At 73.8% G+C, this 13,141-nt stretch carries 17 protein-coding genes; 8 read left to right on the plus strand and 9 right to left on the minus strand.

Going from position 1 to position 13,141, the window contains the following annotated elements; all coding sequences use genetic code 11:
* Positions 1–37 precede the first annotated feature (37 nt).
* A complete protein-coding gene (locus CP982_RS04925) occupies positions 38–442 on the plus strand; it encodes an FKBP-type peptidyl-prolyl cis-trans isomerase (protein ID WP_150509350.1) in 405 nt (134 codons plus the stop codon).
* Here CP982_RS04925 and CP982_RS04930 read toward each other — a convergent pair.
* From CP982_RS04930 to CP982_RS04945, 4 genes are all read right to left on the minus strand, one after another.
* A complete protein-coding gene (locus CP982_RS04930; protein ID WP_229878851.1) occupies positions 439–807 on the minus strand; it encodes a hypothetical protein in 369 nt (122 codons plus the stop codon). The two genes, CP982_RS04925 and CP982_RS04930, sit on opposite strands and share 4 nt — an antisense overlap.
* Entirely contained in the window at positions 800–1,360 is a 561-nt protein-coding gene (locus tag CP982_RS04935) for an RNA polymerase sigma factor (protein WP_150509351.1), read from the minus strand. The genes CP982_RS04930 and CP982_RS04935 overlap by 8 nt, the downstream gene beginning before the upstream one ends.
* Before the next feature lie 195 nt (positions 1,361–1,555).
* Entirely contained in the window at positions 1,556–2,260 is a 705-nt protein-coding gene (locus CP982_RS04940; protein WP_150509352.1) for a DUF1326 domain-containing protein, read from the minus strand.
* Between the two features lie 126 nt (positions 2,261–2,386).
* A complete protein-coding gene (locus CP982_RS04945) occupies positions 2,387–2,737 on the minus strand; it encodes an MmcQ/YjbR family DNA-binding protein (RefSeq protein ID WP_150509353.1) in 351 nt (116 codons plus the stop codon).
* A 154-nt stretch (positions 2,738–2,891) separates the two neighbouring features.
* On the opposite strand from CP982_RS04945, the gene CP982_RS04950 reads away from it, so the two are divergent.
* Positions 2,892–4,040 (plus strand): alkaline phosphatase PhoX, encoded by a 1,149-nt coding sequence (locus CP982_RS04950; protein WP_150509354.1) that lies wholly within the window; start codon positions 2,892–2,894, stop codon positions 4,038–4,040.
* Position 4,041: 1 nt separating this feature from the next.
* Here the strand turns inward: CP982_RS04950 and CP982_RS04955 are convergent, their stop codons facing one another.
* From CP982_RS04955 to CP982_RS04970, 4 genes are all read right to left on the minus strand, one after another.
* Entirely contained in the window at positions 4,042–4,713 is a 672-nt protein-coding gene (locus tag CP982_RS04955; protein WP_150509355.1) for a response regulator, read from the minus strand.
* 75 nt (positions 4,714–4,788) lie between these two features.
* Positions 4,789–5,844 (minus strand): methyltransferase, encoded by a 1,056-nt coding sequence (locus CP982_RS04960; RefSeq protein ID WP_150509356.1) that lies wholly within the window; start codon positions 5,842–5,844, stop codon positions 4,789–4,791.
* Between the two features lie 152 nt (positions 5,845–5,996).
* Positions 5,997–6,791 carry an STAS domain-containing protein gene (locus CP982_RS04965; protein ID WP_150509357.1) on the minus strand — a complete coding sequence of 265 codons (795 nt, stop codon included), beginning with the start codon at positions 6,789–6,791 and terminating at the stop codon, positions 5,997–5,999.
* Positions 6,792–7,023: 232 nt separating this feature from the next.
* Positions 7,024–7,575: a GNAT family N-acetyltransferase gene (locus tag CP982_RS04970; protein ID WP_150509358.1), complete on the minus strand. Its 552-nt coding sequence runs from the start codon at positions 7,573–7,575 to the stop codon at positions 7,024–7,026.
* Positions 7,576–7,625: 50 nt separating this feature from the next.
* Between CP982_RS04970 and CP982_RS04975 the strand changes: the two genes are divergently transcribed.
* The 5 genes from CP982_RS04975 (at position 7,626) to CP982_RS04990 (ending at position 11,599) form a co-directional block, all read left to right on the plus strand.
* Complete coding sequence (locus tag CP982_RS04975) at positions 7,626–8,234, plus strand: TetR/AcrR family transcriptional regulator (protein WP_184924762.1); 609 nt, start codon at positions 7,626–7,628, stop codon at positions 8,232–8,234.
* Between the two features lie 171 nt (positions 8,235–8,405).
* Positions 8,406–9,689 (plus strand): sensor histidine kinase, encoded by a 1,284-nt coding sequence (locus CP982_RS04980; RefSeq protein ID WP_150509360.1) that lies wholly within the window; start codon positions 8,406–8,408, stop codon positions 9,687–9,689.
* On the plus strand, positions 9,686–10,357 hold the full coding sequence (locus CP982_RS04985) for a response regulator (RefSeq protein WP_150509361.1): 672 nt from the start codon (positions 9,686–9,688) through the stop codon (positions 10,355–10,357). The genes CP982_RS04980 and CP982_RS04985 overlap by 4 nt, the downstream gene beginning before the upstream one ends.
* 76 nt (positions 10,358–10,433) lie before the next feature.
* Positions 10,434–10,559 carry a hypothetical protein gene (locus CP982_RS42940; RefSeq protein ID WP_260422686.1) on the plus strand — a complete coding sequence of 42 codons (126 nt, stop codon included), beginning with the start codon at positions 10,434–10,436 and terminating at the stop codon, positions 10,557–10,559.
* 8 nt (positions 10,560–10,567) lie between these two features.
* Positions 10,568–11,599 carry an aldo/keto reductase gene (locus tag CP982_RS04990; RefSeq protein ID WP_150509362.1) on the plus strand — a complete coding sequence of 344 codons (1,032 nt, stop codon included), beginning with the start codon at positions 10,568–10,570 and terminating at the stop codon, positions 11,597–11,599.
* Position 11,600: 1 nt separating this feature from the next.
* Here the strand turns inward: CP982_RS04990 and CP982_RS04995 are convergent, their stop codons facing one another.
* Positions 11,601–12,446: a class I SAM-dependent methyltransferase gene (locus CP982_RS04995; RefSeq protein ID WP_150509363.1), complete on the minus strand. Its 846-nt coding sequence runs from the start codon at positions 12,444–12,446 to the stop codon at positions 11,601–11,603.
* Between the two features lie 107 nt (positions 12,447–12,553).
* Here CP982_RS04995 and CP982_RS05000 point away from each other — a divergent pair, with 107 nt between their 5' ends.
* On the plus strand, positions 12,554–13,138 hold the full coding sequence (locus tag CP982_RS05000; protein ID WP_150509364.1) for a TetR/AcrR family transcriptional regulator: 585 nt from the start codon (positions 12,554–12,556) through the stop codon (positions 13,136–13,138).
* The last annotated feature ends 3 nt before the right edge of the window (positions 13,139–13,141 follow it).

A 13,141-nucleotide genomic window follows, 5' to 3' on the forward strand; every position in this document is an offset into this window, starting at 1 on the left:
CGTGCGAGGGCTTTCGACAGGGAGTGATGAGGCCGCGATGAGTGAACTGACGAAGCCCGAGGTCGACGTTCCGGAGGGTGACGCCCCTACCGAGCTGACCGTCCGGGACCTGGTCGTCGGGGACGGCCCCGAGGTGAAGCCGGGCATGGTGGTCAGGGTCCACTACGTGGGGGTGACCTTCGCGTCCGGGAAGGAGTTCGACGCCTCCTGGGACCGGGGGGAGCCGTTCAAGTTCGCCCTGGGCGGCGGCAGGGTCATCAAGGGCTGGGACCGGGGGGTGAGGGGGATGAAGGTCGGCGGTCGGCGCGAGATCATCGTTCCCCCGCGCCTCGGCTACGGCAATCAGTCGCCCTCACCGCTGATCCCGGCGGGCTCGACCCTGGTCTTCGTGGTGGACCTGGTCGACGTGTATTCCGGCACGGCCGGGTGGAGCAACTCCTAGGCGGTTCCCCGCTGGTGGATGTCACCGGGACGGCCCGGTGGAGAGTCGCGTCGGGGTGGGCCCGGCGCGAGGGACACGTCCCGGGCGCCCCCGTGTGGCGGGGCGTGCCGGGCCACGGTCAGCTCGCAGCGACCGTCCCCGCACGAACGCCGCAGTCGGCCGTTCGAGAGGGTCTGGAGCAGCCCGATCGCCCAGCACAGGGGGCAGCCGCGCAAGGCGAGCAGCCCCAGGGGTGCCAGCAGGAGGCTGACCGGCCCGACCACCGGGATGAGGAGGACCGAACCGGCCAAGGCGCCGAATCCCAGCGCTCCGCGCGCCAAGTGCCGGGGCAGCGACGTGCTGGCGAAGCTCCGCCGGTCAGTCATCGCCGGCCCCCGGAAGGGGACCAGGTGCTCCCTGCAAGGCCTGGCGCACCGCCGCACGGGCGCGGTGCAGCCTCGACTTCATCGCGGCGGTGCTGAGGCCGAGCGCGTCGGCGACCATCCGTCCGCTGTAGCCCTGGACGTCTCGCAGGATCAGCACACGCCGCTGGTCGGCGGGCAGGGCGGCGATCGCCGTCGCCACCCGGCCCGCTTCCAGGCGTTGCAGCACCTCGTCCTCGAACGACGGCACCACGGTGTCCGGGACCGGGCCGTGGCTGCGCAGCGTCAGTCGCGCCCGCCGCAGGCACTCGTTGCGGACGATGCGGAACATCCACGACGCCAGCGCACCGGAGGCCCGCAGCATTCCGATCTTGCGGTACAGGATGATCAGCGCTTCCTGCGCCGCGTCCTCGGCGTCCTGGGGCGTGGCGCACAGCGAATGGGCGAACCGCCGCACATGCGGGTGCGAGCCGGTCACCAGGGCGGCTGTGGCTTCGACGTCACCCTTCTGGGCAGCGGCGATCAACTGATCGCCGGGCCATGTGAAGTCAGCCACGGGATCGCCCCCGCTGACGCCGCACGATGACAGTGCACGCGCAGATGAGCACAGCCGCGACGACGACGGCACCAATGATCACGACAAACCTCCGGTTCCTGTGCCGACGCTGCTGTCCGCACATGCTAGAGAGGCACGGGCGGCGCGAAAGGATTCACCTCGACCCGGTGGCGCGGCGCGGGAGTCCCGCGCCGGTCAGGGGCGCCAGTCGAAGGGGAAGTGCTTGCTGGAGCCGCCCCGGTATGCGTGGGAGAAGTCGAAGCCTTCCGCGTGGTCGCTCTCGACCACGCCCCAGGTGGCGATCTGGCCGGGCCCCACCTCGGCGCCCGGCGCGTTGACGAGCTGGACGCGGCGGGTGGGATCGGCGGTCGGGCCTGTGAGGGCGACGGCCCCGACGGCGACCTTGTCGCCGACGTCGGCCCGCCAGTACGACAGGTCCTCGGCCGCGTCGAAGCGGACCGGGGCGTACTGGACGTCGCGCAGTTCGCTGATGAGGGAGCCGAACTCGCCCGGCCAGCCCCCGACGTGCCCGGCGAAGACCTGCTGGAGCGCGTCCCGCTGGGCCCGGTCGCCCTTGGCGTCTATGTAGAGCATCACCTTCATGGTGGCGTTCGGGTCCCCGACCCACATGTTGCCGGTGAACTCGCCGAGCGCGACGACGCCGAGGCCGTCCAGGCGCACGTCGCCGAAGTGCCCTTCGTGGATCTGCCAGACGAGCGTGAACAGGCAGTCCCCGTGGGTCGGAGCCTGGGCGAAGGTGCAGGGGCAGGGAAGGGAGCAGCTGCACACGTCGAACCACTCGCCCCGCAGATGCCAGTCGGGCAGCGAACCGTCGCCGCCCGCGCGGACGACGGCGGGCGTGGCGGGGGCGCTCTGCGAAGTCGCGGACGTGGTGCACATGGTGGGCCTCCTGAGTAGACGGGGGCGGATACCGGGAGGGGGTATCCGCCGTCGACATGGAGGACGCTACGGGCCGAGATCGAGGCCCGTCAAGTACCCCCGAGGGGTATCCATGCGCAGGGGTATCTACGCCCAGGGGTCGGGATGCTCCGCGACGAGCCGCCGCGGCGCCCGCTGCCGCCAGGCGTCCGCGAGGACGTCCCGCAGCTCCGCCTCGTCCGCCAGGGCACTCAGGCGCACCCGCAGCCAGTCGTAACGGTCGTCGTGTCCGGGCCTGACGAAGAACTTCTCCGGCTCGGCCGCGATCAGCTCGTCCCGCTCCTCGCGCGGGCACCTGACACCCATCGACGCGTCGTCGTCCGCGAGCGCGGCGAAGATCTTGCCGCCCACCCGGAAGGTCGGCTGCCCCCAGGCCGCCTTCTCCTCCGTGCCGGGCAGGGCGAGAGCGAGAGCGCGTACGTCGTCGGCAGTGACCATGGGGCCGACCCTAAGGTCGGCCCGGCGCTTCCGCACCACGTGATCGCCATTCGCCCAGTGGCTGAAAACAGTTCATTCTCCGGAGACTTACGACCCCGGCTCGGCGGCCCTACTGTCCACGGCGTTCAGTCCCCCGTGCGACGAAGGAGTCGACATGGAACGCCGTACCGTGCTGCGCGCCGCCGTTTTGGGTGCCGGAGCCGCAGCCTTCTCCGGTTCGCTGTGGCGGCAGGCCGCCGCCTACCCCGCCCTGCCGGGCCCCAGCCCCTACGGGGCGCTCCAGACGGCCGACGCCAACGGCATCCGGCTGCCTGCGGGCTTCACCAGCCGGGTCATAGCCCGCTCCACCCAGAAGGTGTCCGGCACCAACCACACCTGGCACCAGGCGCCCGACGGCGGCGCCTGCTTCGCCGACGGCTCGGGCTGGATCTACGTGTCCAACGCCGAGATGGGCAGCGGCCAGGGCGGCGCGGGCGCGGTGAAGTTCAACAGCGCCGCCCAGATCACCGGCGCCTACGCCATCCTGTCCGGCACCCAGCGCAACTGCGCGGGCGGCGCCACCCCGTGGAACACCTGGCTGTCGTGCGAGGAGGTCGACACCGGCTTCGTCTACGAGACCGACCCGTGGGGTGTGAACCCGGCGGCGCAGCGTCCGGCGATGGGCCGGTTCAACCACGAGGCGGCCGCCGCCGACCCGGTCCGCAAGGTGGTCTACCTGACCGAGGACAAGTCCGACGGCCGCTTCTACCGGTTCGTCCCCACCACCTGGGGCAACCTGTCGTCCGGCACCCTCCAGGTGCTCAAGGAGACCGGCGGCGCGCTGTCGTGGGCCACCGTGCCCGACCCGGACGGCAGCCCCACCGCCACGCGCTACCAGGTGTCGGGCGCCAAGGTCTTCAACGGCGGCGAGGGCTGCCACTACCGCGCCGACATCTGCTACTTCACCACCAAGGGCGACAACCGCGTCTGGGCCTACCACGCGGCCGCCAACACCCTCGCCGTCGTGTACGACGACAACGTCAGCGGCGCCCCGCTGACCGGCGTGGACAACGTCACGGCCGCGGCGGTCGGCGACCTCTACGTGGCCGAGGACGGCGGCAACATGGAGATCTGCATCATCACGCCCTCCGACGTCGTCGCCCCGTTCCTGCGGATCACCGGCCAGTCCTCGTCCGAGATCACCGGGCCCGCGTTCAACCCCGCGGGCAACCGCCTGTACTTCTCCTCGCAGCGCGGCACCTCCGGCTCCAGCAGCGGCGGCATCACGTACGAGGTGACGGGGCCGTTCCGCACCAGCCTCTGACCTAGGTGCCGTTCGCGTCCGGGCTCACCAGGCCGACCTCGTAGGCAAGGATGATGGCCTGCGCCCGGTCGCGCAGCGACAGCTTGGCCAGGATCGCGTTGACGTGGGTCTTCACCGTGGACCTGCCGATGCCGAGGGCCTGGGCGATCTCCGGGTTGCTCAGGCCCCCGGCCACCGCGCGCAGGACGTCCGTCTCGCGCGGCGTGAGGGCGTCGAGGCGGCCGTCGGGGCGCGGGCGCGCGGAGAGTGCGCCGCTGGCGAAGGCGTCGATGAGCCGACGGGTGACCGCGGGCGCGAGCAGGGCCTCGCCGGCGGCGACGGTGCGGATGGCGTCGACCAGGTGCTGCGGTTCGCAGTCCTTCAGGAGGAAGCCGGAGGCGCCGCCGCGCAGGGCGGCGAACACGTACTCGTCGCGGCGGAACGTGGTCAGCACCAGGACGCGTACCGGCGGGTCGAGGGCGGTCAGCAGGCGCGTCGCCGTGAGGCCGTCCGTGCCGGGCATCCGGATGTCCATCAGGACCACGTCGGGGCGGTGGGCGCGGGCCAGTTCGACGGCCTCCGCGCCGTCCGCGGCCTGACCCGTGACCGTGAGGTCCGGCTCGGCGTCGATGACGGCGGCGAAGCCCGCGCGCACCACCGCCTGATCGTCCACGACGACCACCCGTACCGTCATGCCCCGCCCCCCGGCTCGGTCCCGTCCCGCTGGCGTCCGTACGCCGGGAAGACTACGCGCGGCCCCCGGGCCCGGTCAGCCGGTGGCGGGCGCCGCCTCGATCAGGCAGAACGTGTTCCCCTCCCCGAGCGGCGTCACCGAGGTCACGGTGAGGCCCGCCCGGTCGCACACCTCCGCGAACTCGTCGCGGGTGCGTTCCCTGCCGCCCACGTTCAGGAGCATGTTGAGGTCGCTCAGATAGAGCCCGGCCAGCTCGGGAGCGACCGCATCGGGCAGCAGGGGTTCCACGATCAGCACGCGTCCGCCGGGCGGGAGGGCCGCGCGGCAGTGGCCGAGGATGGTGACCGCCTGGTCGTCGTTCCAGTCGTGCAGGATGCTCTTGATCAGGTAGAGGTCGGCACCCCCCGGCACCGACCGGAAGAAGTCCCCGACCTCCAGGGAGCAGCGGTCCTCCACGCCGTGGCGCCGCAGCGTCCCCGGCGCCTGCGCCAGGCCCTCCTCGGTGTCGTACAGGACGCCGGAGAGCCCCGGGTGCTCGCGCAGCACCGAGGACAGCAGGGTGCCGTCGCCGCCGCCGATGTCGGCGACCGTGGTGAAGCGGCCGAAGTCGTAGGCGTGCGGCAGCTGGGCGGCGGTGGCGGAAGTGCTCTGGCTCATGGCCTCGTTGAACAGCGCGGACAGCTCCGGGTGCTCCTTGAGGTAGGGGAAGAAGTCCCTGCCGAAGACCGACGCAAAGGTGGTCCCGCCGGTCCGCACGCCCTCGTCCAGGTGCTCCCAGGCGCGGAGCATCACCGGCTCGGCGAAGATGCCGACCAGGGCCGCGAGCGAGTCGGGATGCCCTGGATCGAGGAGGGAGCCCGCGGGGGTCACCGCGTAGGAGTCGGGGGCGCGTTCCTGAAGGATGCCGAGGGCCGCGAGGGCGCGCAGCAGCCGGGTGGTGGCCCCCGGCTGCGTCCCGGCTTCGGCGGCCACCTCGGCGGCGTGCCGCTCCTTGTCGCCGATGATCTCGACCACCCGCAGGCGTACGGCCGCCCGCAGGGTCTGGGCCGCCAGGCTCCCCACGACGAGCTGGACCACGCGCCCGCGGTCCTCGGCGCTCGCCCTCTGGGTCTCACCGTTCGTGTCCGCCACCGTCACTCCCCTTCCGGTCGGGTCGCGCGTGCCTCGCCGCACGGACGACCATGCAACTTAGGTAACCCTAACTCGTGCGGCCGGTGGCGAGGATCGCGATCCGGCCAACCGGGCTTCCCCGCCCCGCCGTTGCCGCCCCGGCGACCGCCCGGTCAGATCAGACAGGATGCCCGGGCCAGCCCCTCCAAGGCCTGGCGCCGGTCGTCCCGCCACACCACGGCCCCCGGGCAGTGGACGGACACGACGCCGATCAGCGCGCCGGCGCGGGACAGGATCGGCACCGAGGCGACCGCGCCGACGTCGGCGTCCCGCAGGACGTCGAGGGCCGGGGTGCCGAGGAAGACCGGCGAGTGCGCCACCTCGTCGACGAAGACCGGCTCGTGGTCCTGGGCGGCCACCCCGCACGCGGTCTCCCGGTCGTCCACCGTCTCGAAGAACCTCAGGAACGGCTGCTCGAACCCGTGCTGCGCGATGATGCGCAACGCGCCGACCGCGGGGTCGAGGAGCTGGGCGTTGCCCATCGGGGCGCCCGTGATCCGCAGGGCCACCGAGAGCGCCTCGGACAGCAGCGAGCAGCGCCGCCTGCGCTCGTGGGGTGCCAGGGGTGCCGTGCGCACGCCGCGCACGAGGCGCGCCGCCTCCGCGCCCCCGCACATCTCCAGCGGGCGCAGCACCGCGCTGTGGGCTCGTGTCACCGTCAGGCCGCCGCCCGCGGCGGCGGCCTGGTCCTGCGCGTCCAGGAGGAGGTCGACACCTGCGGCGCCGCAGAAGGTCACCCGGCTCAGGTCGAGCGCGACCAGGTCGCACGCCTCCCGTGCGCGGTCGAGGGTCTTGGCGAGCACCGAGGCCGAGGAGACGTCCAGCTCGCCGGCCACGCGGATGACGACCCGGTCGTCGGCGCGGACGACCGCAAGCCGCAGGCTCTCCGACGGCTGGGACCACTCCACGGCATCACCCCACTCCCCCGCCGACGCTCCGCCGTCACCCCCTGCGGGCCGTCCACGCTAGAACCGGAAGCCTGTGCGTTCCCGACTCTCCACCGAGCCTTGCCCGAACCGCCATCGATACGGACAAGACCGGTCGGTCGGGCATGGTTCCGCGACTGGAGCGGACCGGTTCTGACAGCCCGGACCGGTTCTGACGGCCGGGACCGGTTCCGACAGCCGGGGCGGCAGCCGGTCACACGCTCCGAGTTCGCCACTCCGGGGCGAGGACCGCCCACTGCTGGGCGTCGTAGCGCTCGCCCTCGTACGGCCACGACGCGCGACGCACGCCCTCCAGCGTCATGCCGAGCCGCTTGGCCACCGCCGCGCTGCGCTCATTGTCCGCGCGGCAGACCCACTCCGCGCGGTGCAGACCCCGGACGGTGAACGCCCAGTCGAGAAGGGTCTCGCAGGCCTGGGTGATCAGGCCGTGCCCCTCGGCGGCGGGCTCCAGCCAGCAGCCGATCTCGCACGCGCCCGACGCGGCGTCGAAGCTCACGAACATCACGCCGCCGACCAGCGTGCCGTCGCGCCAGATGCCGTACAGGCGGGCCCCGTCCGCGGCCTGCCGCTCGGCGTACCGGCGCAGGGTGGCACGCGCGCCGTCGAGGTCGTCGGTGACGAAGGCCGCCCCGACCCACGGCCGGATGTGCGCGCGGGCCCGGTCCAGATGGGCGGCGAACTCCTCGGCGTGCCACGGCTCCAGCGGGCACAGGCGGACGTCGTCCCGCAGCGGGAGGGCGAACATGAAGACCTCGCATTCACACAACACTCGTTATGACTATGTACCGTAGCAGCATGCCACGCACCAAGGGAGATCACGAGGCCCGCCGCCGCGACGTGTCCGAGGCGGTCTGGCGGGTGCTCGCCGCGCACGGCTTCGGCGGCCTGACCCTGCGCGCCGTCGCCGCCGAGCTCGGCGCCAGCACCGGCCTGCTCACGCACTACTTCCCGGCCAAGCGCGACCTGGTCGCGCACGCCCTCGACCTGCTCGACCGGCGCAGCGCGGCCCGCCCCCGGCGCGCCGGGGGCCCTGGCCTCGCGGCCGTGCGCGCCGCGCTGCTCGGCGTCCTGCCGCTGACCGCCGAGGCGACCGACAGCAACCGCATCTGGGTGTCCTCCTGGGACACCGCGCTCGCCGACCCCGGCCTGAGCGAGGAGTACGCACGCAAGTACGCGCGCAGCAGGGACAAGCTGTGCGCGCTGGTCGCCACGGCGCAGGAGCGCGGCGAACTGCCCGCCGGTGACCCCGCGCGCATCGCCGCGGGCGCGCAGTCCTTCGTGCTCGGTCTGGTGGTGCAGGCCTTGTTCGCCCCGGCGGCGTTCTCGCCGCAGCACCAGGTCGAGCTCCTGGACGACTACCTCGCCGGGCTCGCGGCGGGGCCGTCGGCGGACAGCCCGAACTGACGAGGGCCGGGGGGGCGCCGTCCCTCTGCGGAGCTACGGACGACATGGCCCGCTGGCGGGACGCGGGGCCGGGCCGGTGCCCCGTAGCCTCCCTTCCGGGCGCGCCGACAGCCGTGCTCCCGCCCCGCCCGCCCCGCCCTCCCGCACGGCGACCACCCGAGGACGCCCGCCATGCCCCGTCATCGCCCTCCGCTTCACCCCCCGCACGAGGCCGCCGTTCCGGCGGCGGCCCGGCCCACGGTCCGCGGGCTGCGCGACGACCTGTCGAGCGCCCGGCCCCTGCCGCTGCCGCCCTGGTCCTGGCCGCGCGGCCTGCGGTGGCTGCCGCACACCCTGGTCGTCCTCGCCGCCGTCGCGGTGGCGGCGACCGGCGCCGATCCGCCGGCCCGGCTCCTGGCCGTCGGGCACGCGGCCTGCTGGCCGGTGGCGCTGCGCCGCCCCGTGCCCGCGTGGTGGCTTTCGACGGCGTTCTTCGTCGTCATCGCCGTGGCCCATCCGCCCACGCCCGCCAACGAGGTGTGGGCCTGGACCGTGCAGGCAGGAGCGCTCTTCCTGCTCGCCCTTCGGGTCCGGCCGACCTCGGCGGCCGTGGCGGCGGGCATCGGCGCCGCGGTCGGGGTGGTCCTGAAGCTCACCGGAGGCACCGTCGGATCGTGGGACCTCGTGCTCTTCGGCCTCACGCTGTTCGCCGTGGCGGTCCTGGTCGGCGGCGTGGCCCGGGGGCGCAGGGAGGACCGGGCCCGGCTCGCCGCGCAGATCGCCGCCACGGCGCGGGAGCGTGCCGTGCGCACCGTCCTGGAGGAGCGCGCCCGGATCGCCCGCGAGCTGCACGACGTCGTCGCCCATCACTTGTCGCTCATCTCCATCCAGGCCGACGCGGCGCCCTACCGCGTCCCCGACCCGCCGCCGGAGCTCGCCGCCGAGTTCGCCTCGATCCGCGCCAACGCCCTGGAGGGCCTGGCCGAACTGCGGCACCTGCTGGGCCTGTTGCGCGCCGACGCCCCCGGCGAGGGCGCGGCGGTCACCGCGCCTCAGCCCTCGCTCGCCGAGCTCGACGCGCTCCTCGCGCACGTGCGCGCGGCGGGGCTCGCCGTCGCCGCCCGCGTCGAGGGCGCCCGCCGGCCGCTGCCGCCGGGGGTGGAGCTCTCGGCGTACCGCATCGTGCAGGAGGCGCTCAGCAACACTCTGCGCCACGCCCCCGGCGCCGGGGCGGAGGTCGAACTCCGCTACGCGCCGACCGCGTTGCGGCTGCGCGTCACCAACGGGCCCGCCGTCCGGGCCGTGGTCCCCGCGCCCGGCGGCGGCCACGGCCTCACCGGCATGCGCGAACGTGCCGCGATGCTGGCGGGCGACGTCGTCACCGGGCCGCTGCCGGACGGGGGCTGGGAGGTCACCGCCGTCCTTCCGGTGCGCCCCGCCCCGGCCCCCACCACGGACAAGGACTCCCCCGCATGACGATCCGCGTGCTGATCGCCGACGACCAGGCCATGGTGCGCGAGGCCTTCTCCGTTCTGCTCGGCGCCCAGCCGGACCTCGCCGTCGTGGCCGCGGTCGAGGACGGCGCCGCGGCCGTGGCCCGGACCGCGGAACTGCGGCCCGACGTCGTCGTGATGGACATCCGCATGCCCGGCCTCGACGGCATCGAGGCGACCCGGCGCATCACCGCCGACCCCACTTCGTCGGCGAAGGTCCTGGTCCTGACCACCTTCAACCTCGACGAGTACGTGTACGAGGCGCTGCGCGCCGGGGCGAGCGGCTTCCTTCTCAAGGAGGCCTCCGGCCTGGAGCTCGCCGACGGCATCAGGGTGGTGGCCCGCGGCGACGCGCTCCTGTCCCCGGCGCTCACCAAGCGGCTCATCACCGAGTTCGCCCGCACCGGCCCGGCGGCGAGGCGGCCCACCGGCGCGGCCGTCGACCGGCTCACCTCGCGCGAGACCGAAGTCCTCGTCCAGGTCGCCCAGGGCCTGTCCAACGCGGAGATCGCCACGGCCCTGACCGTCGCAGAGGAGACCGTCAAGACGCACGTCGGCCGGATCCTGCACAAGCTGGCCCTGCGCGACCGCACCCAGGCCGCCGTCTTCGCGTACGAGTCGGGACTGGTCACGCCGGGCACCACGGCGTGACGCCCGGGGCCGCGCAGCAGGCCCCGGGCGCAAACCGCTTGCTTCGAGTGCACTCGAACGCTTTAGCGTGATCGTCATGACGGTGACCGAAAACGCCCCCGTGGCGTACACGATCAGCGCCGAGCTGCGGGGCGCCTTGACCGTCCTCGACGCCACAATCGACTTCTACTCGGGCGCCCGCCGTGCGCCGGAAGGGGCCTGAGCGCCACCATGAACACCTCCATCGAACCGATCGCCACGGTCCGCCTCGGCACCGGCGGCCCCCTCGTCGGCGTCCAGGGCTTCGGCGCCATGGGCATCAGCTCCGCCTACGGGCACACGGACGACGCGGCGGCCCGCGACACCCTGAAGGCGACCGTCGAGGCGGGCGTCACCCTCATCGACACGGCCGACATGTACGGCACCGGCGCCAACGAGGAGTTCCTCGCGCCGTTCGTCGCCGCGCACCGCGACCACATCACCCTGGCCACCAAGTTCGGCATCCAGACCCGCGCCGACGACCCCGCCCACCGGACCGTCCGCAACGAGCCGGCCTACATCCGCGAGGCCGTCGAGGGCAGCCTGCGCCGCCTGGGCGTCGAGGTCATCGACCTGTACTACATGCACCGCAGGGACCCCGCGGTCCCGCTCGCCGAGTCCGTCGGCGCCATGGCCGAACTGGTGCGGGCGGGCAAGGTCAAGCACCTCGGCCTGAGCGAGGTCACCGGTGCCGAGCTGCGCGAGGCGCACGCCGTGCACCCCATCACGGCCGTGCAGTCGGAGTGGTCGGTCTTCAGCCGGGACGTCGAGTACAGCGTCGTGGGCGCGGCGGCCGAGCTCGGGGTCGCCTTCGTGCCGTACTCGCCGCTCGGGCGCGGCTTCCTGACGGGTGCCTTCACCGACGCGGGCGCCGAGCTGTCCAGCGACGACTTCCGCCAGTCGATGCCGCGCCTGACCGGTGCCAACGCCACGGCGAACGCGGCACTCCTGGCGCCCCTGCGCGAGATCGCGGCCGAGCGCGGCGCCACCACCGCGCAGATCGCCCTGGCCTGGGTGCAGCAGCGGGCCGAGGCGCACGGCCTCGCGGTGGTGCCGATCCCCGGCACCCGCAAGCGCGGCCGCCTCCTGGAGAACGCCGCGGCCACCAGGATCACGCTGGCCCCGGAGGAACTCGCGCTCCTGGAGCCGATCGCGGAGAAGGTGGCGGGCGACCGCTACCCGGACATGTCCTTCACCTCCGCGGCACGGGAGACCCAGGCCTGACTCAGGCCGGGCGACGGGCCGTCAGGAGCCTTCCGGCGCCGCGCAGTCGGAGGCCTTCGGGGGTCTCGTGGCGCCGGAGCCGCTCGGCGAGGCGCACGTGGGCGAGGGCCCGCGCGTCCGCGTCGACCTGCTCCAGCAGATGGCGGCCAGGTCCCGATTCGAGCATGAAGCGGGCCGCGTCCTCGGCGTCGCGGCCCCAGGTCCCGTACGCCTGGACGCGTTCGGCCCGTACGTCGTGGAACCCGGCCGCGGTGAGCAGGCCCGTCGCGGTGCCGGCGTCGGCCAGGGAGAACATGCCCGGCCCTCCGGTCGCGCCGAACCCCCGCAGCGGCAGGATGTCGTCGAGCGCGCCGAAGGCCCGCAGCCACTCGGTGCCCTCGGGTTCGGCGGTGCTGAGGAAGACCACCCGGCCGCCGGGCCGCAGCGCGCGGGCGACGTTGGTGAACGCGGCGACCGGGTCGGTGAAGAACATGACGCCGAAGCGGCTGATGGCCACGTCGAAGGAGTCGGGGGCGAGCGGGTGGACCTGGGCGTCGCCGTGCTCGAAGGAGACGTTGGCGACGCCCTCGTCGGCCGCCCGCGCCCGGGCGCGCTCCAGCATGGGCGCGGACAGGTCGAGGCCGAGCGCGCGCCCCGGCCCGACGGCGCGGGCGGCGAGCCGGGTGGTGGCTCCGGCCCCGCAGCCGACGTCCAGGACGTGTTCACCGGCGCGGAGGGCGGCGGCGTCGAGCAGCGGCCGGTCGAAGCCGCCGTTGACGGCGTTCCAGCGGTCCTGGTGGGCGGCCCAGTGGGCGCCCTCGTAGCCGTTCCATGCCTGTGCCTGGGCGGTGTTGGCGATGCCGTGCATGCGAGATGACCTCCAGCGGTGCGGCCCCGCACCCTAGAATGGGCAAGTGCCCAAATAGTATGGGCGCACGCCCATACTGGCAATCGCCTTGTCCTGGGAGGGACTTGATGTCACCGCGCGGAGTCGCGATCCCCGATCTGCGAGAACGCCTTTTCGACGCCGCGGAACGCGTGCTCGCCCGGGACGGCGCGGCCGCCCTGACCAGCCGGGCGGTCACGGAGGAGGCGGGCTGCGCCAAGGGCGTGCTGCACACGCACTTCGCGGGGCTCGACCAGTTCGTCGCCGAACTCTGCCTGGACCGCTTCGCCCGCGCCGCGGCTCAGGCCGAGGGCCTCCCCGGCCGGGCGGGCACCGCCACGGTGGCCGACAACCTCGCCGCCGTGGCGGCGGCGCTCCTGTCCCTGGACCCCGCCGTCGTGGAACTGGCCGTGACCCGTACGGCGGCCACCCTGCGGATCCGCGAGGCGTGGCGGGCGGGCGCACCCGGCCTCGGCGTGGTGCAGCGGTCGATCGACGCGTACCTGCGCGAGGAGCAGCGCCTCGCGCGTGTGCCGCGGCACACGGACACGGCGTCCGTCGCCCTCGCCCTGGTCGGAACCCTGCACCATCTGCTGATGACGGGGTGGATGGCCGCGGCGGATCCGCAGGACGAGGTGGAACGGCTCATCCGGACGCTGGTGGGCGGGGCCTGACGA

The organism is Streptomyces spectabilis (assembly GCF_008704795.1).
GTDB lineage: Bacteria > Actinomycetota > Actinomycetes > Streptomycetales > Streptomycetaceae > Streptomyces > Streptomyces spectabilis.